The organism is Actinoplanes couchii (genome assembly GCF_016862075.1).
GTDB lineage: Bacteria > Actinomycetota > Actinomycetes > Mycobacteriales > Micromonosporaceae > Actinoplanes > Actinoplanes couchii.
In genome coordinates this window covers 16,345-38,745 of sequence record NZ_BOMG01000092.1, presented here as the reverse complement: position 1 = coordinate 38,745, position 22,401 = coordinate 16,345, and the positions used below count along the sequence as shown (strand labels likewise).

Genomic DNA, 22,401 nt, shown 5'->3' with positions numbered 1-22,401 from the left:
GCGTGACCTTGTCGCTGTCGAAAGCCCCGCTGGTCCGGCCGCCGCCGTTGACCGCCGACAGGTAGTGGCCGTCGAACAGCCGGATCCGGCTGCGAGATCGGCCGGATGTGGGCGGACGCCGTACGGCGATATCGGTGGGGTCTGGGTTGGTCCCAGGAAGACCTCGCGGCGAAGACCGGCCTGGGCGTGCGCGGCATCCGCTCCCCGGGATCCAGGCGCCCAGCCTGGTCCTGCACCGGCAGGGCAGCCGGGCGGTCCGCTTCCCCCTGGGCCGGGCCCTGGCCACCGCGATCCCCGGCGCGACGTTGTCCGCGTTACCGGGCCGCATGCAGCCGATAGACGCCGAACACGGCGAAACCGCAGCCCGGACGATGCTGGACTTCCTCGCCCGCCACCACGGCGCCTCTGCTTGAATCGTGGTGTGACGGAGTGGGCGTCTCTCCAGGGCACATACGGATCCGCCGAGCAGATCCCCGGACTCCTGGCGGCGGCCGCGGATGCCGAGGACGGCGAGGTCTGGGACGAGCTGTGGACCCATCTGTGTCATCAGGGCACGGTCTACAGCGCCAGTTACGCCGCACTTCCCGCGCTCGCGAGGATGAGCCGCGACCGCGAACCCGCCGGCCGCTCGGCTCCGCTGCACCTCGCAGCGTCGATCGTGGCGGCGACCGACGGGCCGGAGGACCCCGTGGACGTGCGGCGGCGCTACGAGCGGGAGATCGCCGAACTCCATGCGGTGGCCACCCACAACCTGCCGTACGCGACGACCGATGTGGATCTTCTCTACGGCTTGGAAGCGCTCATGGCCTTCGAGAACGGCGGCGTGTGGCAACGCGATCTCCACCGCCTCGCCGACGACGAGGTGGAGGTCGATTGCCCGTCCTGCGACGAGCACCTGGTTCTGGACGTCACCGGGCCGGTCTTCCGCATGGAGAGCATCGCGGACGGTTCCCTGCCTCCGACGCTGATGACACCGGTCGATCACCTGGCAACAACCATCGAGGGCCGCCTCCTGGACCTCACCCGAGCGCACGGCCGGGAGCCCCTCTCCGCCCGGATGCAGCGCTTCTTCGGGCGTGCGACCTGCCCTGCCTGCCACGCGCTGTTCCACCTCGCCCAGCCTTTCCCGTGACTCCGGGCGGGCGCTCCGATGTCGCCCGTGTGCGTCGCCGGGAAGGCAGAATGCGGCCGTGGACGCGGACACCGACGACCTCGACTGCGAGGAGATGCTCTACGTGGCATCGAGGGCTGCCGACGACGAGGAGGAGTTCTGGGCGGCGCTGCCGGACCAGGGGGAGCACCTGCCGCCCGGGCCGGAGGGGGAGCACGTCGACTTCGAGGACGAGGAGCGGATGCGCCGGCTACTGCCTCGCCTGACCGCGGTCTTCTACGACTAGGGGTGGTGTACGTCGACGTCGCCCTCGTGGGCCAGCTCGGTGAACCAGTCGGCCTCCGCGGTGGGGAGCCAGGTGGTCCCGGCCCAGAAGTCGCGGACCTCGGTCTCCTGCTGGGGTGAGGACGGCTGGCCGGTGAGCCAGATGCCGGCGTAGTGGAGGCTCGGCGCCTCGGCGGTTTCGACGCCCACCTCGGCGGCGCGCACGCAACTCTGCTTGCCGCACGGGCCGTCGCCGGGCGTGGCGGTGTACTTGACCATCGCTTTCAGGGTTCCGAACGAGTAGATGTCGGTCACCCCGCCGTACACGGCGTCGTCGGCCGGTTCCATCGAGACCAGGCCGGGCGGCAGGTGTTCCGGCACCACGGCGAAGTGGATGCCCTTCCCGGCCTGCCGGGCCAGGTCGATGTCGTGCGCCGCCACCTGCAGCGGGGTACGGGCCGAGCAGCCGCTGATACGCCTGCTCGGCGGCGTCCTCCCGCTGGTAGCGGCGCACCTGTCCCAACACGCCGACCCCGGCACACAGCCCGGCCACCACCACGACCACAGCGATCATCACCCGTTTCACGACCGGTGACGCTAGCATCACCGTCGATGCCTCCGGGTGGAGATGTTCGACCCGGAGGCATGGCCGGCTACGTCGGGTTGATGTCGATCGGGGCGTCCAGGTAGAGGTCGGGGTGGCGGCCGGCGATGGTGCGCATGCGCCAGCGGTGGGGGAAGACGGCGAGCAGGGCGCCGTCGCGGACGCGGGTCATCACCTCGACGTTCGACTCGGAGCGCAGGATCTCCTTGCCGGGCGCGTCGGTGACCGCGGCGATCTCGTACGGCAGGAACTCGAGTTTGACCTTGACCCCGAATTCGGCCTCCAGGCGGTACGTCGCCACCTCGAACTGCATCGGGCCGACCGCCGCGAAGACGGGAGTGCCGTCGCCGCGCATGTCGGAGCGCAGGACCTGGATGACGCCCTCGCCGTCGAGTTGTTCGATGCCGCGGCGGAAGCGCTTGAACGCGCCGGTGTCGTCGGTGCGCACGACCGCGAAGTGCTCCGGCGGGAACGACGGGAGCGGCGGGTACTGCACCTTCTTGTCGGCGTAGAGCGTGTCGCCGATGCCGAGCGCGGTCGCGTTGACCAGGCCGACCACGTCGCCGGGGAACGCCTCGTCGATGGTGTCGCGGCCCTGCCCGAAGATCTGCTGGGCGTACTTGGTGGTGAAGGGTTTCCCGGTGGTGGCGTGCGTGACGATCATGCCGCGCTCGAACCGGCCGGAGCAGATCCGCATGAAGGCGACCTGGTCCCGGTGCGCTTTGTTCATGTTCGCCTGGATCTTGAAGACGAAGCCGGAGAACCCGGCGTCGACCGGCTGCTCGTTGCCGGCGGCGGTGGGGCGCGGGCCGGCCGGCGGGGCCAGCTCGACCAGGATGTCGAGCAGCTGCCGGACGCCGAGGTTGGCGACGGCCGCGCCGAACAGCACCGGGGTGCTGGTGGCGGCCAGGAACGTCTCCTGGTCGTGGTCGGCGCCGGTCATGGTGAGCAGTTCGAGCTCTTCGTTCGCGGTGGTCCACTCGTCGCCGAACCGCTCGGCGGCCTCGGCGTCGGTCATGTCCTCCTCGATGGCGAGGTCGGCGCCGCCGGGGGAGCGCTGCATCCGGGTGAACTGCCCGGTGCGGCGGTCGATGACGCCCTTGAAGTGCCCGGCGATCCCGACCGGCCAGGTCAGCGGGGTGGGTTTGAGCCCGATCCGCTGTTCGATCTCGTCCATCAGGGCGAGCGCGTCGTGGCCGGGGCGGTCCCACTTGTTGATGAAGGTGATCACCGGGATGCTGCGCTGGCGGCACACCTCGAACAGCTTCAGCGTCTGCGGTTCCAGGCCCTTCGCGGCGTCCAGCAGCATGACCGCGCTGTCGACGGCGGTCAGCACCCGGTACGTGTCCTCGGAGAAGTCGGCGTGGCCGGGGGTGTCGAGGAGGTTGACGACGGTGTCGCCGAAGGAGAACTGGAGCGCGGCCGACGTGACCGAGATGCCACGCTGCTGCTCCATGGCCATCCAGTCGGAGACCACACCCTTGCGGTCGCCCTTGCCGTGCACCGCGCCGGCCTGGCCGATCACGCGCGCGTGCAGGGCGAGCGCCTCGGTCATCGTCGATTTACCGGCGTCGGGGTGCGAGATCACCGCGAACGTCCGCCGCCGGGCCGCCTCGACGCCGACACCACCTGAGGAGGCCAGCACGCTCTGACTCACGAATCCCACACTCTCTTCACCACCGTAGCCAACCCTTCCACCTTACGGTCGTCGCCGTACGGCAACGCGGAAGGCCTCCTTGACTTCGATGTTTGTCGATGCTTAATCTCGCGGTAACAGGCGACTGTGAAACGTTCCATCCCCGAAATATCCGGAATGTCGCAGCCGCGAATCCCCCCTGGAGGCCCCATGCGCCTGCTTCGCCTGCTCCTCGCCACCGCACTCGCGGTGCCCACCCTGCTCGCCGCGCCGGCGATCGCAGACCTGCCCGACTGCGGTGTGAAACCCGCGAACGCCGCTGCAGCAGCAGCCACCACCACGGTCTGGATCGCCGGTGACTCGACGGTGGCCAACCCCAGCTCGGGCACCACCTGCCCGGTCGGCTGGGGCGCCCAGTTCGACCCGCTGTTCAACTCCGACGTCGTGGTCAACAACCTGGCCATCGGCGGCCGCAGCATCCAGACCTGGCTCTACGAGGGCAACGTCACCTCCACCATCGGCTCCGACGGTGAGTGCGTGCTCAGCTCGACCGCCTACTCGTCGCGCTGGCAGCAGGTGCTCAACGGCATCAAGGCCGGTGACTACCTGTTCATCCAGTTCGGCATCAACGACGGCTCGGCCACCTGCCCGCGGCACGTCGGCACCAGCCGCTACCAGTCGCTGATGACCTACATGGCGAACACCGCGAAGGCCAAGGGCGCCAACCCGGTGCTGCTCACCGCGGTCGCCGCGATCACCTGCTCGGGCAGCACCGCGGTCAAGAACCGCGGCTTCGTCACCCAGACGCAGGCCGCCGCCTCCGCCACCGGGTCGCCGCTGATCGACCTGCAGACACTCAGCGTGAACCACTACAACGCGGTCAAGCTGTGCCCGAACAACGGCGACTACAACTCCGGGCTCGTCGGGCAGTACTTCTGCGCCGACCACACGCACTTCGAGGCGTACGGCGCGCTGCAGATCGCCCGCCTGATCACCGGGGCGCTGCGCAGCCAGAACATCCCCCTCGCCGCCTACCTCCTCTAGGAGCAGCCATGCGCATCCGGACGATTCTCACCGCGCTGCTGCTCACCCTGGGCGTGCTCGCGGTCCCGGCGCCCGCCCTCGCGGCCGGCGAACCCACCGACCCCAACATCGAGTACGTCGGACGATGGAGCAGCACCTACGTCCCGCAGTGGGCCGGCGCCTACCTGCGGGTCGGGTTCACCGGCACCACCGTCGCGCTCAAACAGCGCAACGCCATCGAGTTCTGGTACAGCATCGACGGCGGGGCGTACCAGAAGAAGTCGAACGTCAGCGGCACCGTCAACCTGACCCCGACGCCACTGGCGAACGGGAACCACACGCTGCTGGTGTCGTACCGGATCGTGGCCGGCAGCTACACCGGGGACGCGATCTTCCAGGGGCTCGCGCTGGGTTCCGGGCAGAGCACGTACAAGCTGGCCGCCCCGGCGAAGGGCGTCGAGTTCGTCGGCGACTCGATCACCGCCGGGTACACGGCGACGAACATGTCCCTGTCGGCGTACCCGTGGCTCATCGGGGAGAACCTGAAGACGTCACACACCCAGATCGCGCTCAGCGGCGCCTGCCTGCGCGAACTCACCGCCGCGCAGAGCACCCGGGGCATCCGCTGTTACGGGCTGGAGAACCGGTACACCAAGCTCGGTTTCCAGGACGGGTCGCTGGACTGGAACTTCGGGCGCTATCAACCGGCCGTGGTCGTCGTCAACATCGGCACCAACGACTCGGGACATGGAGTCAACAGCGCCGATTTCCGTACGGGGTACACGAACCTGCTCCGGATCGTCCGCGAGAAGAACCCGAACGCCCGCATCCTGGCGCTACGGATCTTCAAGGGATCGTGGGCCGCCGAAACGCGTCAGTCCGTGCTCGACAGGCAGGCCGCCGGTGACGCCAAGGTCAGCTACGTCGACACCACGGGCTGGTGGGACGGCGCCACGATGAGCGGCGACGGCACCCACCCGAACGACTACGGCCACCAGGTCCTGGCGACCAAGCTCCAGCCGTTCGTCTCCGCCGCGCTCGCTTCGTGACAGCGCCGGGGACACCCGTGACCACGGGTGTCCCCGGCGACTCCGATCAGGCGGTGGCCAGCTCCGACACCGGCTCCAGCGCCGACTCCAGGATCTCCCGGACGTCCGAGACCACGTGCACGGTCAGGGACTCCAGGACGTCGGCGGGCACGTCGTCCAGGTCCGGCTCGTTGCGTTCCGGGATGTAGACCTCGGTCAGCCCGGACCGCTGGGCGGCCAGCAGCTTCTGCTTGACGCCACCGATCGGCAGCACCCGGCCGGTCAGCGACACCTCACCGGTCATCCCCACCTCGGCCCGCACGTTGCGGCCCAGCAGCAGCGACACCAGCGCGGTCACCATCGTGACACCCGCCGACGGGCCGTCCTTCGGCACCGCCCCGGCCGGCACGTGCAGGTGGATCGGGTGGTCCAGCTGCTCCGGCGAGATGCCGAGGTCACCGGCGTGGGCCCGGACGTACGACAGGGCGATCTGCGCCGACTCCTTCATCACGTCGCCGAGCTGGCCGGTCACCGACAGCCCGCCCTTGGTGCCGGGCAGCAGCGACGCCTCGATCCAGAGCACGTCACCGCCCATCCCGGTGACCGCGAGACCGGTGGCCACCCCGGGAACCGCGGTGCGCTCACCCGACTCGGGGGTGAACCGCGGCCGCCCGATCAGGTCCTTCAGGTCGCCGGTGTCCACGGTGGCCGGCAGCTCCCGCAGCGACACCTTCCGGAACGCCTTGGCCAGGAGACGTTCCATCGACCGTACGCCGGCCTCGCGGGTGTAGTTGGCGGCGATCTCGCGCAGGGCGTCCTCGGTGACCGTCACCTCCCCGTCGGTCAGCGCGGCCCGCTCCAGCTGGCGGGGGATCAGGAAGTCCCGGGCGATGGCGACCTTGTCGTTCTCGGTGTAGCCGTCGATGCCGATCAGCTCCATCCGGTCGAACAGCGCCTGCGGGATGGTGTCCAGCACGTTGGCGGTCGCGATGAACAGCACGTCCGACAGGTCCAGGTCGAGATCCAAATAGTGGTCGCGGAACGTGTGGTTCTGCGCCGGGTCCAGGACCTCCAGCAGGGCCGCCGCCGGGTCGCCGCGGTAGTCGCTGCCGACCTTGTCCACCTCGTCGAGCAGCACCACCGGGTTCATCGAGCCGGACTCGCGGATGGCGCGGACGATCCGGCCGGGCAGCGCGCCGACATAGGTGCGCCGGTGGCCACGGATCTCCGCCTCGTCCCGGACACCGCCGAGGGCGACCCGGACGAACTTCCTTCCCAGCGTACGGGCGACCGACTCACCGAGCGAGGTCTTGCCGACCCCGGGCGGGCCGGCCAGCAGCACCACCGCGCCCGAGCCGCGCCCGCCGACCGTCTCCAGGCCACGCTGCTCGCGCCGGGCCCGCACCCCCAGGTACTCGACGATGCGTTCCTTCACCTCGTCCAGACCGTGGTGGTCGGCGTCCAGCACCGCACGGGCCGCGACCAGGTCGGTGTTGTCGGTGGTCCGGGTGTTCCACGGCAGATCCAGAACCGTGTCCAGCCAGGTGCGGATCCAGCCCGCCTCCGGGTTCTGGTCACCGGCCCGTTCCAGCTTGCCGACCTCGCGCAGCGCCGCCTCACGGACCGCGTCCGGCAGGTCGGCGCCCTCCACCCGGGCCCGGTAGTCGTCGGTGGCGCCGTCCTCACCCTCGCCGAGTTCCTTGCGGATCGCCTTGAGCTGCTCGCGCAGCAGGTACTCGCGGTTGCGCTTCTCGACGTTCTCCCGGACGTCCTTCTCGATCGTCTCGTTGACCTCGGACTCGGCCAGGAAATCCTTCGTCCACTCGATCAGCTGCCGCAGCCGGGTCTCGACGTCCGGTGTCTCCAGCAGCTCACGCTTGCGGTCGTTGTCCAGGTAGGGCGCCCAGCCGGCGGTGTCGGCCAGGTCGCTGGGGTCGTCGATGGCGCTGACCGAGTCGATGACCTGCCACGCCTCACGACGCTGCAGCACCGTCACGACCAGCTTCTTGTACTCGGCGGCGAGCTCGCGTACCGCATCGTCGGTCTTCTGGGGTTCCACCGGCTCGGCCTCGACCCAGAGGGCCGCGCCGGGGCCGGTCACACCGCTGCCGATGCGGGCGCGGGGGCCGGTGCGCAGGACGGCCGCGGGGGAGCCGCCACGGATCTTGCCGACCTGCTCCAGGGTGGCCACCACGCCATAGGACGCGTAGCGGTCCTCCAGCCGCGGGGCGATCAGCAGCTCGGATCCGGCCGAGGTGCGGGCCGCGTCGACGGCGGCCTGGGCGGCCTCGTCCAGAACGACGGGGACGACCATGCCCGGAAGCAGGACGATGTCATCGAGGAACAGCACGGGGAGACGCTTGCTGGTCACTGTGGTTACCTCCGGGAAGTTGAGTACGTCACGCTCAACTCCGGACCCCGCGCCGATCTTCCCCCGTTCACCGTCAGCGAACACCAGCGGGGCCCCGGCGGGCCTGGATACGCTCCTGACGTGCACTCACCCAGATCGCCGAGATCGTCGCCGAGGTGCACCGGCGCGGGCTGAAAGCCGCCGACACCGCGCTGTACGACGCCGAACACGGTGGCCGGGACCGGGTGGCCCGTCAGACCCCGGCCCGTCAGACCCCGGCCCGTCAGACCCCGGCCCGTCAGGCGCCGGCCCTTCAGGTTCCGGCCCGGCCCAGCCACTGACCGAACCGGCGCCGCAACCGCCCGCGCCGGTGACCGCCGTGCACCGCGCCCGACGACGGAGGCTCGAACAGCGCCCCCGGCCCGGAAGCCGCCGGCTGCGGTCCGGTCAGCAACGTCGCGCTCCACCACGCCACAGCGGTCTCGGTGGCGTGCGGCGCGATCCGGTGCGCGACAAGCGCCAGATGCCCGACCACCCCCGTGGTGACCTGACGGCGTGGCCGGCGCGCGCACCCGACGATGGTGGCGGCCAGGCGCTCCGGCGCGTAGGCGGGAGGAATGGCCCGCAGCCGGCGGCCGGTGTGGTTGGCCGCCCGTACAAAAAACGGGGTGTCGACCGGCCCCGGCAACACCAGACAGACCTTGATCCGGCGGTGGCGGGCCACCTCCTGCTGAAGATTGAGCGCCAGCCCGCGGATGGCGAACTTCGACATCGAGTACAGCGGGATCATCGGGTTCGGGAACAGCGACAACAGCGACCCGACGATGATCAGTGTGCCGTGCTCCTGCCGCCGGAAGACGCCCATCGCGGCCCGCGCGCACAGGGCGGTTCCGAAGACGTTCACCTCCACCAGCCGGCGCAGCTCGGCCACCGGCTCCGAACCGAGCGGACCGGCGACCCCGACGGCCACCGCCTCCACCCACACGTCGATCCGGTGCTCCGCCAGCGTGCCGACAGCGTCCGGGTCGGTGATGTCGGCCGGCGCCACCAGCACGTCGGCGCCCCGGTCGCGGCACTCACGGGCCACGTCGGCGAGGGCTTCGGCGCTGCGGGAGACCAGGATCAGCCTCGTTGCGCCGTGGGTTCGTTCGGCGGCGAAGGCCAGCGCGGTGGCCCGGCCGATCCCACTCGACGCTCCGGTGATCAGCACGGTTCGGCTCATTCCCGCTGGTTACCCTCAGGTGCGGCCGTCACGCTCCTGGGCTTCACGCAGCGATTTCTGGTAGCCCACCCAGTCGGCCAGGCGTACCGGAAAGCCCTCTTTCTCGAGGGTTCTCACCACCGCCGGATCGTCGTCGACGACCACCGCGACGGATCCCAGCTTCCGCAACTGCCCGAGCTTGTAGTCCCGGGCGGGCCGCCGGTCGTGATCCGGCCGCATCAGCAGCGTCCCCGCGGGCAGCCCGTGATCGGCGAACCACTTCTCGGTGACCCGCCGCAGTCGTTCCGGCCGCCCGGTCAGCCAGACGATCCGATGACCGACCGCATACTCCCGAACCAGAGCGACCCCGTCATCAAGCACCGGATCCCGGTGAGCGGCGGCAAAGAACCCGATCCAGTTCTTGGGCCGCCCAGCAACAAACCGAAGCCGATGCCGAACATCAGCAACAACCCCATCCACATCGAACACCGCAACCGGCGCCTCAGCCATGCCCGCCTCCGGCCGCTTCGGCCACGCTTGGTTCAGGTGTTGCCATGGCGCTGATCGTGTCCGTTTCCGCCCATCGGGACAACCCGTTTACGGACGCTGACCCACACGGGGAGACCCGGAGGTTGTCACTCGCAGAAAGTGGGGTGGGCGGCGATTCGGGTCACCGGGCCGGAACCGTCGCGGTTGTCGCTGGTCCACAGGAGGTCCGGGGCGGACGGGGTGCGGATGGCGTAGAAGCCGAACACCTCGTCGTACTTGCCGGTGGCCGCGGGGATCAAGGACAGCGCCTTCGGTACGGTCGTCGTCGTGCCCACCCCGTAGGGCATGTCCAACCGTGGTGACAGACGGCCCGGCGTGACACTCCACGCGGCGACCGTCTCCGGGGCGCCCGCCTTCGACGCCACCGTGACGGTCAGGTTCTTCCAGGTGAAGGCGCGTTCCTTGACGTCCGTCGGGCCGGCCAGCTCGCACGGCGTCAGGCCCCGTACCCGGGTGGGCCTCCCGAATCGGGCGCTCACCTCGGCCCGCATCCGTGCCGCCGGACCGCCGACGGCGACGGTTCCGACGGCGTCGGCGGTCAGGGTGAGCCGGGACGGTGCGGCGGGCGGCACGAGGGTCGCGGCCAGGGACAGGAACACTGTGGTCAACAGGTGCATGTCCCGATCAACGACGGCCCGGCCCGCCGATCACTGGGACTGGCCGGGCTGAATGATCGAGTGCAGGAACGCCACCCCGGCGGGAACGGTGGCCAGCCCGGCGAGCAGTGACTTCGACACGTTCTCACCGGAGACGTAGGTCAGCCCGCCGACCACACCTCCGGCCACGACGGAGATGGTGAGAATGACGGTGGTGCGCAGCGTCATCAGGCCCGGCCTCGTACGACTGCTTCTCATCAGGAGAACCCCTCTGCGATTCGGAACTGCCTTGCCTGTCGGCAGCTCCGCGCAGATGTTCACCACACCTGTCTGTCGGCAACCCGACAGACAGGTGTGGTGTTTCAACAGCTCAGCACGCTCCGTAGACGCGGAATTCGAAGAGCGAGTAGCCGTACGGCGTCGCCCGGGTCGTGCCGTTGATCCGGACGTAGCGGGCGTTTCCGCTCAGGGTCACCGTGTCGGTGCCACCGTCACCGGCGGTCACCGTGGCGGCGGTGGTCCAGGTGGTTCCGTTCGTCGAGGTCTGGATGGTGTACGCGGTGGCGTACGCGGCCTCCCACACCAGCTCGGCCCGGCTCAGGTTCCGCGCGGAACCCAGGTCCACCTGTAGCCACTGCGGGTCGGCGAACGCGCTGGACCAGCGGGTGGCCGCGTTGCCGTCGACCGCGTTGGACGCCGGGTGGTCGGCGTTCTCGACGGAGGACGCGGTTGCCGTGCGGCCCTGGGACAGCAGGCATGTGTCCGGGGTGGGGGAGGAGCTTCCGGCGTTGCCGCCGCTCCAGGTCAGACCACCGGTGGTGGCGGTCTTCCCGGCGGCCACCGCGAGCGTGCGGCCGTCGGAGAACGTCACGGTCAGGGGGCTGCCGGTGATGTTCGAGGCGACGTACGTCCGGACACCGTTCTTGACGAACACCTTCGCCAGGGGATGGTTGGCGGTGACGGTCTTGTCGACGGTGCCGAGCGCTGCCAGGTTACGGATCCAGTGGAAGGTGTGGGCTTTGCTCTCACCCTCCTCGGACGTGTAGTTGCCGCCACTGGCCCGGAACTTCGCCAGCGCCGCGTCCCCGTCGCCGAGGGCCAGGTACTGCCAGTGCATGTCCCGCCACTGCTGCGGTTCACCACCGTTGTTACGGACCAGCTCGGCGTACGTGTCCCGTACCGACTGCGGGTGGTCGCCGAGGTAGAGCTGACCACCGGTCATCGGCAGCATGTTGATCCCGACGACCAGCGCGTGCTCGCCACTGAACCAGGTGGCGTACGCCCCGCCGGAACCCCACACGATCGCCGCGTAGTTGTGCCCCCACTGGCTGGGGAAGTTCTCGCCGGTGACGTCGAACCAGTACTCGTTGATCGCCGCGGCCTGGGTGGTGTGCAGCCAGATCCCGGCGTCCCGGACCGCCGTGTTCCCGGTCGCCTGACCCCACTGGATCAGCGCGTTGGCGAAGTTCTGCCCCTCCGACGACGACTCCTGGTTGTTGCCCGCGCCGAACGCGCCGTGCCCGGACGCCCAGTCGTGACCGGCGTAGATGTCGAAGTCACGCAGGTACGGGAACCGGGTGTCGGTGCGGTCGTAGTTGTTGGCGTCCCGGATCAGCAGGTCGACCATGCCGCCGTACTGGCCGGTGCTCGCCCAGGCCGGATCGAACTTGGCCAGGGTCGCGGCGGCGGCGATGTAATAACCGTAGTGGAAGTGATGGTCGTTGAGATCCTCGTCGGAGGCATACGACGCGGGATAGCCGATCAGCGTGCCCCAGTTGCGGTCGTAGTAGAAAACTCGCGACGACTTCCCGGAAGAAGCGGTGAACCAGTCGGTGATCCGCGTCCGGATGACGTTCAGCGCGGAGTCGCGGACGGTCGTCAGATCCAGCTGGTCGGCGATCTCCGCGATCCGCGCGGCACGACCCAGACCCTTGCCCGTCCAGTACGTGTCATCGCCCCGGAAATCGGCGGGGTTGCCGAGCTCGGCGTTCAGATAGCCGGTGACCGTGGCCAGGTCAGCGCCGGTGTTGTCGGCGACCGCCGGGATCTCCGGCAGCACACCGGTGTACTTCATCGACGTCTGGAACCGGTCGCCCGTCACGATCTTCATCCGGCCGCGGGGCGAGACGTACGTCCGGGTGGCCGGGGTGGAACCGGTCAGATAGCGCCACTGGTGCGGGTAGAGCGCGATCACCGTGCCCGAGCCGCTGCCCTCACGTGCGGTGGTGGTGAACCCGTACGTCGTGTTGACCGTTCCTGATCCCTGGTTGTAGGAGTAGGAGACCCGGGTTCCGGTCACGTGGTTGTGCGCGAACGGGTTCCACGAGTCGGCCAGGGCGATCTTGTCGGCGGTGCTGTCCGCGGTCGTCGTCGGCAACACGCCGACCGTGAAGTACCCCTTGCCGGCCAGCGTGGACCGGAAGGTGTTGCCGCTCGCGGTCCAGGTCGCCCCGGTCGGCGCCCACGCCACGTAGTCCTGACCGGCGATCGAGAAACCGAGCCGGTTACCGGTGTTGGACCACGCCGTCGGCGGTCCGGTCACGGTCAGCAGCGCGTCGCCGCCGGTCGACTGGAAGTACGTCAGGGGCAGGCCGTGTCCGACAGTGGCCTTCAGCGTGCGGGTGCCGTCACTCCACGACGGCGTGACGGTCCAATCGGTCCAGTTGTCGACGAGCGCCTTCGGCGCGTTCAAACCCGACACACCCACGACCACTTTTTGCGCGTACGGGTAGTGATACTCGCCGAGTCCGGTGGGGCTGCCGCTGATCGCGGGCGTCTGCTCGTACGAGAAGCCCAGTCCGGTGGCCGTCGGGCGGTACGCGACCGGGTGGGCGTACAGCGGCTGGGAGAAGTTGCAGTCGTCGCCCTTCTTGAACAGCAGCGACGACCACCAGTCGTTGGTCGGCACCGCTCCGGCGGGTGCGTTCGCGGTGACGTTCTCCCGGGGATTCGTCGAGATCGAGCCACAGCCGGACGGCAGTTTCGCCCCGGCCGGCAGCGTCTCGGTGTAGCTGCCCGCGCCGACGGGCGCTGCTCCGGCGGCCGCCTGCCCGGCGGGTGCGGCTTCGGCGGTTCCGGCGGCCGCTACGGCGAGGACGCCTGATCCGAGCGCGACCGCCCCGGCCATGGCGAGTCCGGTCCATCGGCGGCTACGGGGTTCAGGGGGTGCGGTCATGAACGAACCTCCAAGGGGGATGAGGTGCGCAAAGGCGCGTGAGAGCGCTCTCCGAAACCGTGACCGTAACCGGTACCGTTAAGACCGTCAATGTTTCCGGGAAATTAAATGTGCACGTCGCAGGACGTCCCGCGGGGCCGATCCCGTTTCGAGCGGTGGCCCACGGTGCGGTCCCCTCCTGGCCGTGCCGGGTTCGAGCGGTGGCCCGCGGTGCGGTCCCCTCCTGGCCGTGCCGGTTTCGGGTGGTGGCCCGCGGCGCGGATCCTTATCCGGGGCGCCGCGCATGGCGGGCGCCCCGCCGGCTTGACCGTGGCCGCTAGCGTTTCGGGGTGACCCACTCCGAGCTCGAGATCACCGCCGATCTGATCCGGGAGTTGCTGCGGGAGCAGCATCCGGCCCTCGCGGACCGGGCGATCCGGCTCGGGGCCCGCGGCTGGGACAACCAGATGTGGCGGCTCGGCGACGACCTGGCCGTCCGGATGCCGTGGGTTGTCGCGGAGTCCGACGAACGGGTGCTCAGCGAGCACACCTGGGTGCCCGAGCTGGCTCCGGCTCTGCCGTTGCCGATTCCGGTGCCGCTGCACCTCGGCGTGCCGTCGGAACGCTTCCCGCGCCCGTGGATCGTCACCACCTGGGTTCCCGGCGAACCCGCCGACCGCGCGCCCGTCACCGGGGAACGGTCGGCGGAGTCCGCCGAGTCGCTGGCCACCTTCCTCACCGCTCTGCACCGGCCCGCGCCCGCCGATGCCCCGGCCGGACGAGAACGGGGCGGACCGCTGACCGAACGGGATGCCGGTTTCGAGCGCGGCGTCGCGGTGGCCACCGAGCGAGGGCTGATCGAGGATCCGGATGCGATCCGGGCGGTCTGGCAGGACGCACTCGCCGCCCCGGCCTGGGGCGGCCCGCCCCTGTGGATCCACGCCGACCTGCACCCGGCCAACGTCCTGACCACGGACGGAACTCTCTCCGGCGTGATCGACTTCGGCGACCTGTGCGCCGGCGACCCGGCCTACGACCTGTCCGCCGCCTGGCTCCTGCTCCCGTCCCGGACCAGCGCCGGCTCCGACTCCGGCTCCGACTCCGGTTCTGGTTCCGGTTCTGGTTCTGGTTCCGGCTTTGGCCCCGAGGATTCCGGACAAGCCACGGGCGACCTCTCCGGGGTCGACCGTTTCCATGAGATCTATCGGGCGGATGCCGCGACCCGTCGCCGCGCCCGGGGCTGGGCGATGGCCCGAGTCCTGAGCGGACTCCTGATCGGCGACAACGGCGACCGCGGCCTCCCCGGCGGCAAACCTTCCTGGGCTCCGCCGGCCCGAGCCGCCCTGCACCGCCTACTCACGACCTGACCGCCAGGCCCGATCAGCGGCAACGGCGACCGTAGCCTCGCCGGCGGTAAACCTTCCTGGGGTCCGCCGGCCCGAGCCGCCCTGCACCGCTTACTCACGGCTTGACCACCAGGCCCGATCGGCGGCAACGGCGACCGTGGCCCTCCCGGCGGCAATTCTTCCTGCCTCCCGGCGGAAATCCTTTCTGCCGCTCACCGGCTCGTGCCGCCTTGTGCTGCCTTCTCGCGACCTGATCGTCTTGGCCGACCGGAAACCGCAGTGGCACGGTGGGCGGCGAGCCGAGATCCCGCCGGCCGCACGGTGACGATCCGCGACTCAGCCGGTTGCGCCGTGCCGATCAGCCGGGGGCGCCGGTCAGGTCGCGGGCCTCGTGCAGGCCCAGCTTGCGGTTGAGGGCGGCGGCCAGTTTCGTGACGGTGCGGCGGGGGAGGAAACGGGCGACGACGGTCATCGCCTGGTTGGTGAACCGGCCCGGGTAGGACGCGGTGTGCCGGCGGGCGTAGTCGTCCAGGATGTCGGCGGCCACCCGGTCCGGGGTGTCGCTGAACGCCGGGTTCACCTCCATCGTGCTGGTGTCGAAGAAGGACGTGTCGGTGGCGCCGGGGTGGGCGGCCATCACGTGCACGCCGGTGCCGCGCAACTCTTCGGCGAGCGCCTCGGTGAAGGAGAGCACGAACGCCTTGGTCGCGCCGTAACTGGCCTGGTAGGGCAGCGGCTGGAAGGCGGCTGTCGAGGCCACGTTCACGATCCCGCCGGAACCCCTTTCGATCATCGAGCGGCCCAGGTCGTACGTCAATCTGGTCAAGCCTGTGATGTTGAGGTCGATCGAACTCTGGTGTCGCTCCAGCGGACTGATCAGGAACGGTCCGGCGGTGCCCATGCCGGCGTTGTTGATCAGCAGGTCGACGCTGTGTCCGCCGAGTGCTTCGAGCAGCCGGCCGGTGCCGTCGGGGGTGCCCAGGTCGGCCGGGATCGGCGTGACCGTGACGGCGGGGAACCGGGTGCGGATGTCGTCGGCGACGGCGAGCAGTGTCTGTTCGGCGCGGGCCACCAGGATCACGTCGGCGCCGCGGCGGGCGAGGTCGACGGCGAGTGCTCGGCCGATGCCCTTGGATGCGCCGGTGACCAGGGCGGTTCGCCCACGGAAGTCGTCCATGAAACCCTCCGATACTTCAAGTCTTGAAGCTTCTGCGAAGGCTAGCATAAGGTTCAAGACTTGAAGCATTCGAAGCTTGGTGGCGTGGAGAAGTGTGGCGGCATGAAGAAGGGTGACGGCATGGAACCGGCCGACCTGGCCGCGGTGGTGGCGGCGAACCACGAGCTGTTCCTGCTGGCCAACGACCGCCTGACCGAGGTGTTCGCCGAGCACCGGCTGACCCCCGCGACCGCGCACGCGCTCTGGCTGCTCGACCCGGCACAGCCGCCGCCGTCGATGAAGATGATGGCCGAGCGGCTCTACTGCAACGCCTCGAACCTGACGTTTGTCACCAACCAGCTGATCGATCGCGGACTCGCCGACCGGGAGACCGATCCGGCCGACCGCCGCCTGCGGGTCCTGGTGCTCACCGAGCGTGGCCGCCGGGTCCGCAGCGAGATCATCGGCGCCACGCTGCGGCAGACACCGTTCGCGGCTCTCGACACCGCCGAGGTCGCCCAGTTGCGCGCGCTGCTGGAGAAAGCCCTGGGCGCTGGACCCGGATCGGAGTAAACGGTGCTGGACCCGGGTCAGAGTAAACGGCGCTGGACCAGGGTCAGAGTAAGTGGTGCTGGACCCGGACCAGTGTGAACGGTGTCAGACCCGGACCAGGGTGAACATGGTGTCCGTCAACGCCCCCGGGTCCAGGCGCAGGTCACGGCCACCGGCGCGGAGGAAACGGTCCGGGTAGTTCACCGACGTGAACCGGACCGTGCCCGCCGCCACACCCGGCCGGGTGCAGAACGTGGCGTCCTCACGGAACAACAGGCTGTCCTCCACCTCGTCGAGCACCAACTGGAACGAGGAGTGCCGGACGTACCGGCCGTCGGCGTACCGCAGGGAGAAGCATTTCCGGTCGGTGAAACCGGGAACCATGGTCAGTGCGGCGCCGGGTGTGCCGGTCATGACCGCGAGACGATCACCGTCGAGATCGACCACCGCGTCCGGGCGGCCCGCCGGGTGCAGCACCATCGTCGCCGGCGGAGCCTGATCGGCGCCGTGCAGGCGGGGCAGGATCACCGCCAGCCCGGCGGCCACCACGGCGACCGTCGCCGCCACCTTGATCCGGGAGAGCTGGGCGAACCAGTCGGTCCCCGGGCCCAGCGGATCGAGCGTGGCCACCATCGGCGACGCGCCGAGCAGCAGCCGGTCCACCGGCACCAGCCCCGTACCCGCCGGACCGCACCGGCCGCAGCCGCGCAGGTGTCTGGCGAACCGTTTGCGCCACCGGGGTGACGGCTCGCCGTCCCAGCCGGTGGTGTCCAGGTCGGGGCAGCGCGGCTCGGTTTCGAGCGCGGCCACCAGGCGCCGGCACAGTTCCAGCTGACGTCGCATCCGTTGCAGGCGGACCCGGGCGTGCGCCGCGCCGATGCCGAGACCGGCCACCACCTCGGCCCGGGTCCGTTCGCCGGTCAGCTCCCGCCACCATCGCAGGGCGAGTTCCCGGTCGTCCGGGTTGAGCCAGCGGGTGGCCCGGGCGGTCTGCCGCCGCTGCGCCGACAGGTCCAGTCGCAGCAGCGCGACGCCGGTGAACTCGGCGTCCGGATCCGGGACGTCGGACAGCGCCGTGGACCGGTCGCGCTCCAGCAGCCACCGTCGTCGGCGGCCACTGATCTGGTGCATCGCGATGGCGACCAGCCAGGACCGGAAACTCTCCGGTGTACGCAGCCCGGCCAGGTCCCGGTGCGCCCGCAGCACCGTCTCCTGCACCACGTCGTCGACGTCGGCGTGCCCGTCCAGGGCCCGCCCGACGATCCGGTAGAGCATCGGCAGGTGCGCGGCCATCAGCTCCTCGGCGGCCGCCCGGTCGCCGGCCCGCGCCGCCACGACAAGACGCCGGCTGCCGCCCGCCGGCGATTCCGCGTCTCCACCAAGCCATTCAATGACGACGATGTTACAGGCCTGGCCCGCCGGGGCTAAGCGTCCGGGCGCGCGTGCCGATGGATGGTTGTGTCGGTTCCGCGATGGCGAGCGTGGCACGTCGTCGTCGGCGGGTGCGCCGTGCTGGCGACGCCCTCCGTCGTGCTCCCCGGCAGCACGATCGCCGTCGTCTGCTACCTGGCCGGCCTGTGCCTGATCGGCGGGTACCTCGTCGCGGCGGCCCGGTCCCTGCCGCCCGGCCGGCGGCGGGCGTGGCTGCCGCTGATCGTCATGGTGGCGCTCGGGGCCACCGGTCCGGCCGTCTTCCAGCTGGCCGGACTGCCCGGAGCGCCGGCCGCCGCCCTGAACGACGTGGCGCTGCTGCTCTGGCTGGGGGTCTATCCGCCGGCCGCCCTGGCCGTGCACCGGATGCTGGCCGGGCGGGCCCTGCCGCGGCCGGTACGCCGGGCGATCGTCAAGGACGTCCTGGTGGTGACCGCGGCGGCCCTGATGTTCGCCTGGTACCTGCTGATCCGCCCGGCCCTGCCCGGCGTCGTCGACGGTGACCGCTGGGGTGTCATCGCCGTGTTCTGCTACCCGCTGGGCGACGTGGTGCTGCTCGCGCTGGCCGTGACGGTGCTGCTGATCCCGGGCCGCCGAACCGTCCCGGAGCACCTGATCGTCGCCGGATTCGGGTTGTCCCTGCTGGTCGACGTCGCCAACACGCTGCTGCCGGTGTCGGCGACCGACGCGAATGTCTGGTACATGCCGACGTACCTGGTCATCAACGCTCTGTTGACCGCGGCCACGGTGCATCCGGACCGGGACGCGGCGATCCGCCCGGTCAGCCGGTCGGAACCGGCGCCGGGCATGCGCGGCTGGCGGATGGCCCTGCTCGGCGCCGCCCTCTGCGGGGTGGGGCTGAGCACGATCGTCCTGCCGCACCGCGGCTGGGAGCGGGGACCCGCGGCCGCGTGCATGACCGTCATGATCGTGGTCATCCTCTCCCGGCTGCGGCGGGCCGTCGCCGACCTCGAGGACGCCGAGCGGACGCTGCGCCACCAGGCCACCCACGACCAGCTGACCGGACTCGCCAACCGCTCCCGGCTGCTGACCGACATGCGCGACGCGGTGCACGACGCGCCCACGCTGTTCTTCGTCGACCTGGACGGTTTCAAGGCGGTCAACGACACGCACGGGCACCACTGCGGCGACGTGGTCCTGCAGACGGTCGCCGCACGCCTCACCCGGATCGTCCGGAGCACCGACACGGTGGCCCGGCTGGGCGGCGACGAGTTCGTGGTGGTCTGCACCGCCCTGGACACCGCCGCCACGGCGAGCCTGTCGCAGCGGATCGAGTCGGTGCTGGCCGAACCGATCGATGTCGGCGACTGCACGGTGGCCATCGGCGCCTCGATCGGCGTCCTGACCCTGCCGGCCACCGTCACGATGACCGAACAGCAGACCGACAACCTGATAAGCGAGTTGCTGAGTACGGCGGACGCAGCCATGTACGAGGCGAAACGCGCCGGCGGCGGCACCCGGACGGTCGAGCACACGCCGTTGTTTTCGGTCATCCGCTGAGGGCCGGCGGCCGGAAAAGTGTTACGCCGGGCGGCTCGAAATGCTCGGTTTATCCATTTTGGGAGCGCTCCCGATGCCATCGATCCTCATGAGAAGCCTCCTCGCTCTGGTGTCGTGGCGCTGTCGTCCGCCGGGGCCACAGCTCCGGCCGCCGCCCTCGACATCACCGTGAACGCGGCGACCGGATATCAGACGGTCGACGGGTTCGGGGCGGCGGTCTCGATCTGGGGGAGCGCCTGGTCGACGGCGGAGACGCAGACCCTGGTCGGGCTCGGCACGAACCAGTTCGGGCTGTCGATCGTCCGGACCGGGATCTCGCCGGTCGCCGGTGAATGGGGAACTCAGGTCAACGCGCCGAAGGTCGCCAAAGCGTACGGCAGCGGGGTGAAGATCCTGGCCACGCCGTGGACCGCACCGCCGGAGTGGAAGACCAACAACAGCCGGATCAACGGCGGAAAACTCCAGACCGACAATTACGACGAGTACGCCGGACATCTCAACAATTACGTCCAGTACATGCGCGGACAGGGCGTGCCGATCGACGTCACATCGGTGCAGAACGAGCCGGACTGGCATCCCGCCTACGATTCGATGGACTGGAGCGGCGACGAACTGCGCAATTTCGCCCGCGATCAGGGCGCCCGCATCCAGAACACGAAACTGATGGTGGCCGAGGCGGTGAACCTGAACTACGGGTACACCGATCTCACCCTGAACGACGCGAACGCCCGTGACGATATCGGCTACATCGGCGGCCATCTGTACGGCACCGGAGCGGCCGGGCGGCTCGGCCCCTATCCGTTGGCCGCGCAGTCCGCGAAGCCGATGTGGATGACCGCATGGAATCTGCACGCCGCCGACGGGAACGGCTCGAACATCTGGGGCGACCCGGCGAATCAGGCCGTGTGGAACGAGACCCTGGACGACATCATGCGCACCGTGCACCGGTCGATGGAGGCGAAGAACCGTGAACGCGGCCGTCCCATCCACCGGAATCGACGGGGCACAGGTCACGGTGAGCGTCCCGGCGCGCAGCATCTCCACAGTGGTCCCGACACACTGACCGGATGAGAATGCAGGCGATGCTCCGGCTGGAAAGGGGCGTTGCCGACCCCGTACAAACCCTGCGGCGGTACGCCCCTTTGGCCGACGAGATCGGCGCCACCGGTGTGGACGTCGACATCGAACGCGCGGACCTGCTGTTGTCCGGCGCCCGCGTCGCCGCGAACGAGAAACAGGCCATGCACGTGATGGCCGAACCGTTGTTGAGCCGTTTCGGCTGGCGCACCGAGGATTTCGTCTATTCGCCGAACGTCCGATACGCCGAAACCGTCGAGCCCCCGTCGGGCCCACCGGCCACCCGGCTGGTGATCGATCGAGCCGACCAGTACCTCGGCTGGGAGGGTGCTACCCACGGCGTCGCCCTGGCCCCCGACCGTGTCCTGGAGATCAAGCCGGGGGAGTCCGACATGGTGGCGCGCCTGTTCGTCACGGTCGCCGCCACCACGATCACCGGCACCGTGGCGGCCCTGGACCCGTGGCTGACGCTCGTCGAGCCCACCGCCGCCGGCGTGGACCGGGGCCGGGCGACCCTGCTCTACGTCACCACCGCCGAGCTGCGCACCGAGGCGACACGACTGGGCCTGGCCCCGATCACGACGGCCCGCATCGAGGCGGACGCCGACCATGTCATCGAGACCGCGACGACCCCCGACGGCACGACCCTCTGGCTGCGCCGGGGCGCCGACCCGCTCTCCCCCTACTGGCCCGGAATCCTGGAGCCGCGAGAGATGGTGATCAACGAGATGGATGGTTGATCATCCAGTGGCGGTCGTGCCGGCCGTGACCCGGTCGGCGATCTCGGTGGCCGCGGCGAGCCGGTCCCGGCCGGCGTCGGTGAGGACCACGACGCGCGCCCGGCGGTCGTTCGGGACCGGTTCACGGGTGGCGAGAACGAGCCGTTCCAGGTCGTCGACGGCGCGCAGCATCACCGACTTGTCACTGTGCAGCTCGCTGATCAGCCGCGCCTGGGTGACCGGTCCGACCCGGGCGATCGTGCTCATCACGCCTTAGAGCCGGCCGTCCAGCTCGGAGGCCCGCAACGCCTGGCCGAACACCACGGCGATCGTCGCCTTTCTCCTGCTGATCGCCCTCGTCCACCTCAGTTCGGTCCGGGAGTCGCGCTGAGGGTCGACTTCAGGTGGGTGGCGAAGGACTGGCGGCGGCTTGTTGCGGGGCCGAAGTCGGCGTTGTTCAAGGCCTTTGTCAGGGTCGAACGTTCGTCGTCGGTGAAGCGGCGCCAGTTTCGGTCGGTTGTTTCCATGGCGTGGTACTGCTCGTTCGGCGTTACCGGGCGGATGATGGCGGACGCCAGCGTTTCTGCGTCGACCAGCCTCGGGTCGCCCTTCATCAGGCCGAGCAGGAGTACCCGTACCGGGCCGGTGGCCTGTGGGAAGAGGTTCCTGATCTCGGTGGGGTCGAACTTGCGCTGGCGGGCGAACGCCGACGCCCGGTCGACCAGCTGGTCCTGGATCTGGGTGCGGGCGGCCTTGAACTCGTCGCCGGCCAGCTGGGAGTGCACCACACCGTAGGCTTCGGCGATGGCCGGCAACTCGGTGTGATTGAGCAGCCGGGCCGCCCCGGGCGCCCCGTGTTCGGCGATCTCGCGGACCAGGCGCAGCTCGAAACCGTCCGTGTTGACCGCGATCGCCTGTAGGTAGGGCAGCACGAACGGGCTGATCAGCAGCACCCCGCCGGTGATCACCAGGACGGCCAGGGCGGCGCCGGCGCCGGGTGTGGACACCACCCGCCAGGTGGCGGCGGTCAGGATCACGAACCCGGCGGCGGCGACCGCATAAACTGACCAGCGTCGATTCACA

At 69.9% G+C, this 22,401-nt stretch carries 23 protein-coding genes; 11 read left to right on the top strand and 12 right to left on the bottom strand.

Annotated elements, in window-relative coordinates; genetic code table 11:
* Positions 1 to 134: 134 nt before the first annotated feature.
* Genes Aco03nite_RS36205 through Aco03nite_RS36195 form a run of 3 tightly spaced genes read left to right on the top strand, consistent with a single transcriptional unit; the run spans position 135 to position 1,397 of the window.
* On the top strand, positions 135 to 413 hold the full coding sequence (locus tag Aco03nite_RS36205) for an alpha/beta fold hydrolase (RefSeq protein WP_203804247.1): 279 nt from the start codon (positions 135 to 137) through the stop codon (positions 411 to 413).
* A gap of 8 nt (positions 414 to 421) precedes the next feature.
* Positions 422 to 1,132, top strand: coding sequence for a hypothetical protein (locus Aco03nite_RS36200; RefSeq protein ID WP_203804244.1), 711 nt, complete (start codon positions 422 to 424; stop codon positions 1,130 to 1,132).
* Between the two features lie 58 nt (positions 1,133 to 1,190).
* A complete protein-coding gene (locus Aco03nite_RS36195; RefSeq protein WP_203804241.1) occupies positions 1,191 to 1,397 on the top strand; it encodes a hypothetical protein in 207 nt (68 codons plus the stop codon).
* Here the strand turns inward: Aco03nite_RS36195 and Aco03nite_RS36190 are convergent.
* The gene (locus Aco03nite_RS36190) at positions 1,394 to 1,816 is read right to left on the bottom strand and encodes a hypothetical protein (RefSeq protein WP_203804238.1); all 423 of its coding nucleotides are present in this window, start codon (positions 1,814 to 1,816) and stop codon (positions 1,394 to 1,396) included. The two genes, Aco03nite_RS36195 and Aco03nite_RS36190, sit on opposite strands and share 4 nt — an antisense overlap.
* A gap of 212 nt (positions 1,817 to 2,028) precedes the next feature.
* Entirely contained in the window at positions 2,029 to 3,636 is a 1,608-nt protein-coding gene (locus tag Aco03nite_RS36185; protein WP_203804235.1) for a peptide chain release factor 3, read from the bottom strand.
* A gap of 189 nt (positions 3,637 to 3,825) precedes the next feature.
* Here Aco03nite_RS36185 and Aco03nite_RS36180 point away from each other — a divergent pair, with 189 nt between their 5' ends.
* Positions 3,826 to 4,659, top strand: coding sequence for a GDSL-type esterase/lipase family protein (locus tag Aco03nite_RS36180; protein WP_203804223.1), 834 nt, complete (start codon positions 3,826 to 3,828; stop codon positions 4,657 to 4,659).
* 8 nt (positions 4,660 to 4,667) lie between these two features.
* A complete protein-coding gene (locus tag Aco03nite_RS36175; RefSeq protein WP_203804221.1) occupies positions 4,668 to 5,687 on the top strand; it encodes an SGNH/GDSL hydrolase family protein in 1,020 nt (339 codons plus the stop codon).
* Positions 5,688 to 5,733: 46 nt separating this feature from the next.
* Here Aco03nite_RS36175 and lon read toward each other — a convergent pair whose 3' ends face one another.
* Entirely contained in the window at positions 5,734 to 8,037 is a 2,304-nt protein-coding gene (gene lon, locus Aco03nite_RS36170; RefSeq protein WP_275415936.1) for an endopeptidase La, read from the bottom strand.
* Positions 8,038 to 8,192: 155 nt separating this feature from the next.
* Here lon and Aco03nite_RS36165 point away from each other — a divergent pair, with 155 nt between their 5' ends.
* Complete coding sequence (locus Aco03nite_RS36165) at positions 8,193 to 8,357, top strand: hypothetical protein (RefSeq protein ID WP_203804219.1); 165 nt, start codon at positions 8,193 to 8,195, stop codon at positions 8,355 to 8,357.
* Here Aco03nite_RS36165 and Aco03nite_RS36160 read toward each other — a convergent pair.
* From Aco03nite_RS36160 to Aco03nite_RS53445, 5 genes are all read right to left on the bottom strand, one after another.
* On the bottom strand, positions 8,330 to 9,238 hold the full coding sequence (locus tag Aco03nite_RS36160) for an SDR family NAD(P)-dependent oxidoreductase (protein ID WP_203804217.1): 909 nt from the start codon (positions 9,236 to 9,238) through the stop codon (positions 8,330 to 8,332). The two genes, Aco03nite_RS36165 and Aco03nite_RS36160, sit on opposite strands and share 28 nt — an antisense overlap.
* Positions 9,239 to 9,253: 15 nt before the next feature.
* Positions 9,254 to 9,727, bottom strand: a complete 474-nt coding sequence (locus Aco03nite_RS36155) for a phosphatase domain-containing protein (protein ID WP_203804205.1) — start codon at positions 9,725 to 9,727, stop codon at positions 9,254 to 9,256.
* 125 nt (positions 9,728 to 9,852) lie between these two features.
* Complete coding sequence (locus tag Aco03nite_RS36150; protein ID WP_203804204.1) at positions 9,853 to 10,383, bottom strand: hypothetical protein; 531 nt, start codon at positions 10,381 to 10,383, stop codon at positions 9,853 to 9,855.
* A gap of 30 nt (positions 10,384 to 10,413) precedes the next feature.
* A complete protein-coding gene (locus tag Aco03nite_RS36145) occupies positions 10,414 to 10,620 on the bottom strand; it encodes a hypothetical protein (protein WP_203804203.1) in 207 nt (68 codons plus the stop codon).
* Between the two features lie 112 nt (positions 10,621 to 10,732).
* Positions 10,733 to 13,537 (bottom strand): glycosyl hydrolase, encoded by a 2,805-nt coding sequence (locus Aco03nite_RS53445; protein ID WP_239145729.1) that lies wholly within the window; start codon positions 13,535 to 13,537, stop codon positions 10,733 to 10,735.
* 329 nt (positions 13,538 to 13,866) lie between these two features.
* Between Aco03nite_RS53445 and Aco03nite_RS36135 the strand changes: the two genes are divergently transcribed.
* Entirely contained in the window at positions 13,867 to 14,883 is a 1,017-nt protein-coding gene (locus tag Aco03nite_RS36135; protein WP_239145728.1) for an aminoglycoside phosphotransferase family protein, read from the top strand.
* 337 nt (positions 14,884 to 15,220) lie between these two features.
* On the opposite strand, the gene Aco03nite_RS36125 is transcribed toward Aco03nite_RS36135, so the two are convergent.
* Entirely contained in the window at positions 15,221 to 16,039 is an 819-nt protein-coding gene (locus tag Aco03nite_RS36125) for an SDR family NAD(P)-dependent oxidoreductase (protein WP_203804202.1), read from the bottom strand.
* Between the two features lie 60 nt (positions 16,040 to 16,099).
* Between Aco03nite_RS36125 and Aco03nite_RS36120 the strand changes: the two genes are divergently transcribed.
* Positions 16,100 to 16,591 carry a MarR family winged helix-turn-helix transcriptional regulator gene (locus tag Aco03nite_RS36120; protein ID WP_203804201.1) on the top strand — a complete coding sequence of 164 codons (492 nt, stop codon included), beginning with the start codon at positions 16,100 to 16,102 and terminating at the stop codon, positions 16,589 to 16,591.
* Between the two features lie 84 nt (positions 16,592 to 16,675).
* Here the strand turns inward: Aco03nite_RS36120 and Aco03nite_RS36115 are convergent, their stop codons facing one another.
* Positions 16,676 to 17,905 (bottom strand): sigma-70 family RNA polymerase sigma factor, encoded by a 1,230-nt coding sequence (locus tag Aco03nite_RS36115; protein WP_203804192.1) that lies wholly within the window; start codon positions 17,903 to 17,905, stop codon positions 16,676 to 16,678.
* 123 nt (positions 17,906 to 18,028) lie between these two features.
* Between Aco03nite_RS36115 and Aco03nite_RS36110 the strand changes: the two genes are divergently transcribed.
* The 3 genes from Aco03nite_RS36110 to Aco03nite_RS36100 all read left to right on the top strand — a co-directional run bounded on the left by Aco03nite_RS36110 (position 18,029) and on the right by Aco03nite_RS36100 (position 21,339).
* On the top strand, positions 18,029 to 19,522 hold the full coding sequence (locus Aco03nite_RS36110) for a GGDEF domain-containing protein (protein WP_203804190.1): 1,494 nt from the start codon (positions 18,029 to 18,031) through the stop codon (positions 19,520 to 19,522).
* Between the two features lie 114 nt (positions 19,523 to 19,636).
* Positions 19,637 to 20,593 carry a glycoside hydrolase gene (locus Aco03nite_RS36105; protein ID WP_239145727.1) on the top strand — a complete coding sequence of 319 codons (957 nt, stop codon included), beginning with the start codon at positions 19,637 to 19,639 and terminating at the stop codon, positions 20,591 to 20,593.
* A 2-nt stretch (positions 20,594 to 20,595) separates the two neighbouring features.
* Complete coding sequence (locus Aco03nite_RS36100; protein WP_203804457.1) at positions 20,596 to 21,339, top strand: hypothetical protein; 744 nt, start codon at positions 20,596 to 20,598, stop codon at positions 21,337 to 21,339.
* On the opposite strand, the gene Aco03nite_RS36095 is transcribed toward Aco03nite_RS36100, so the two are convergent.
* Positions 21,340 to 21,585, bottom strand: coding sequence for a MarR family winged helix-turn-helix transcriptional regulator (locus Aco03nite_RS36095; protein ID WP_203804186.1), 246 nt, complete (start codon positions 21,583 to 21,585; stop codon positions 21,340 to 21,342). It abuts the gene before it with no gap.
* A gap of 98 nt (positions 21,586 to 21,683) precedes the next feature.
* Entirely contained in the window at positions 21,684 to 22,400 is a 717-nt protein-coding gene (locus Aco03nite_RS36090) for a hypothetical protein (protein WP_203804170.1), read from the bottom strand.
* Position 22,401 lies beyond the last annotated feature (1 nt).

What these genes read in the sequence shown, in the direction of transcription:
- Aco03nite_RS36095 (WP_203804186.1), bottom strand. Translation starts at nt 21,585, where the DNA reads ATGAGCACGATCGCCCGGGTCGGACCGGTCACCCAGGCGCGGCTGATC.
- Aco03nite_RS53445 (WP_239145729.1), bottom strand. Translation starts at nt 13,537, where the DNA reads ATGACCGCACCCCCTGAACCCCGTAGCCGCCGATGGACCGGACTCGCC.
- Aco03nite_RS36160 (WP_203804217.1), bottom strand. Translation starts at nt 9,238, where the DNA reads ATGAGCCGAACCGTGCTGATCACCGGAGCGTCGAGTGGGATCGGCCGG.
- Aco03nite_RS36155 (WP_203804205.1), bottom strand. Translation starts at nt 9,727, where the DNA reads ATGGCTGAGGCGCCGGTTGCGGTGTTCGATGTGGATGGGGTTGTTGCT.
- Aco03nite_RS36125 (WP_203804202.1), bottom strand. Translation starts at nt 16,039, where the DNA reads ATGGACGACTTCCGTGGGCGAACCGCCCTGGTCACCGGCGCATCCAAG.
- Aco03nite_RS36180 (WP_203804223.1), top strand. Translation starts at nt 3,826, where the DNA reads ATGCGCCTGCTTCGCCTGCTCCTCGCCACCGCACTCGCGGTGCCCACC.
- Aco03nite_RS36175 (WP_203804221.1), top strand. Translation starts at nt 4,668, where the DNA reads ATGCGCATCCGGACGATTCTCACCGCGCTGCTGCTCACCCTGGGCGTG.
- Aco03nite_RS36100 (WP_203804457.1), top strand. Translation starts at nt 20,596, where the DNA reads ATGCAGGCGATGCTCCGGCTGGAAAGGGGCGTTGCCGACCCCGTACAA.
- Aco03nite_RS36150 (WP_203804204.1), bottom strand. Translation starts at nt 10,383, where the DNA reads ATGCACCTGTTGACCACAGTGTTCCTGTCCCTGGCCGCGACCCTCGTG.
- Aco03nite_RS36145 (WP_203804203.1), bottom strand. Translation starts at nt 10,620, where the DNA reads ATGAGAAGCAGTCGTACGAGGCCGGGCCTGATGACGCTGCGCACCACC.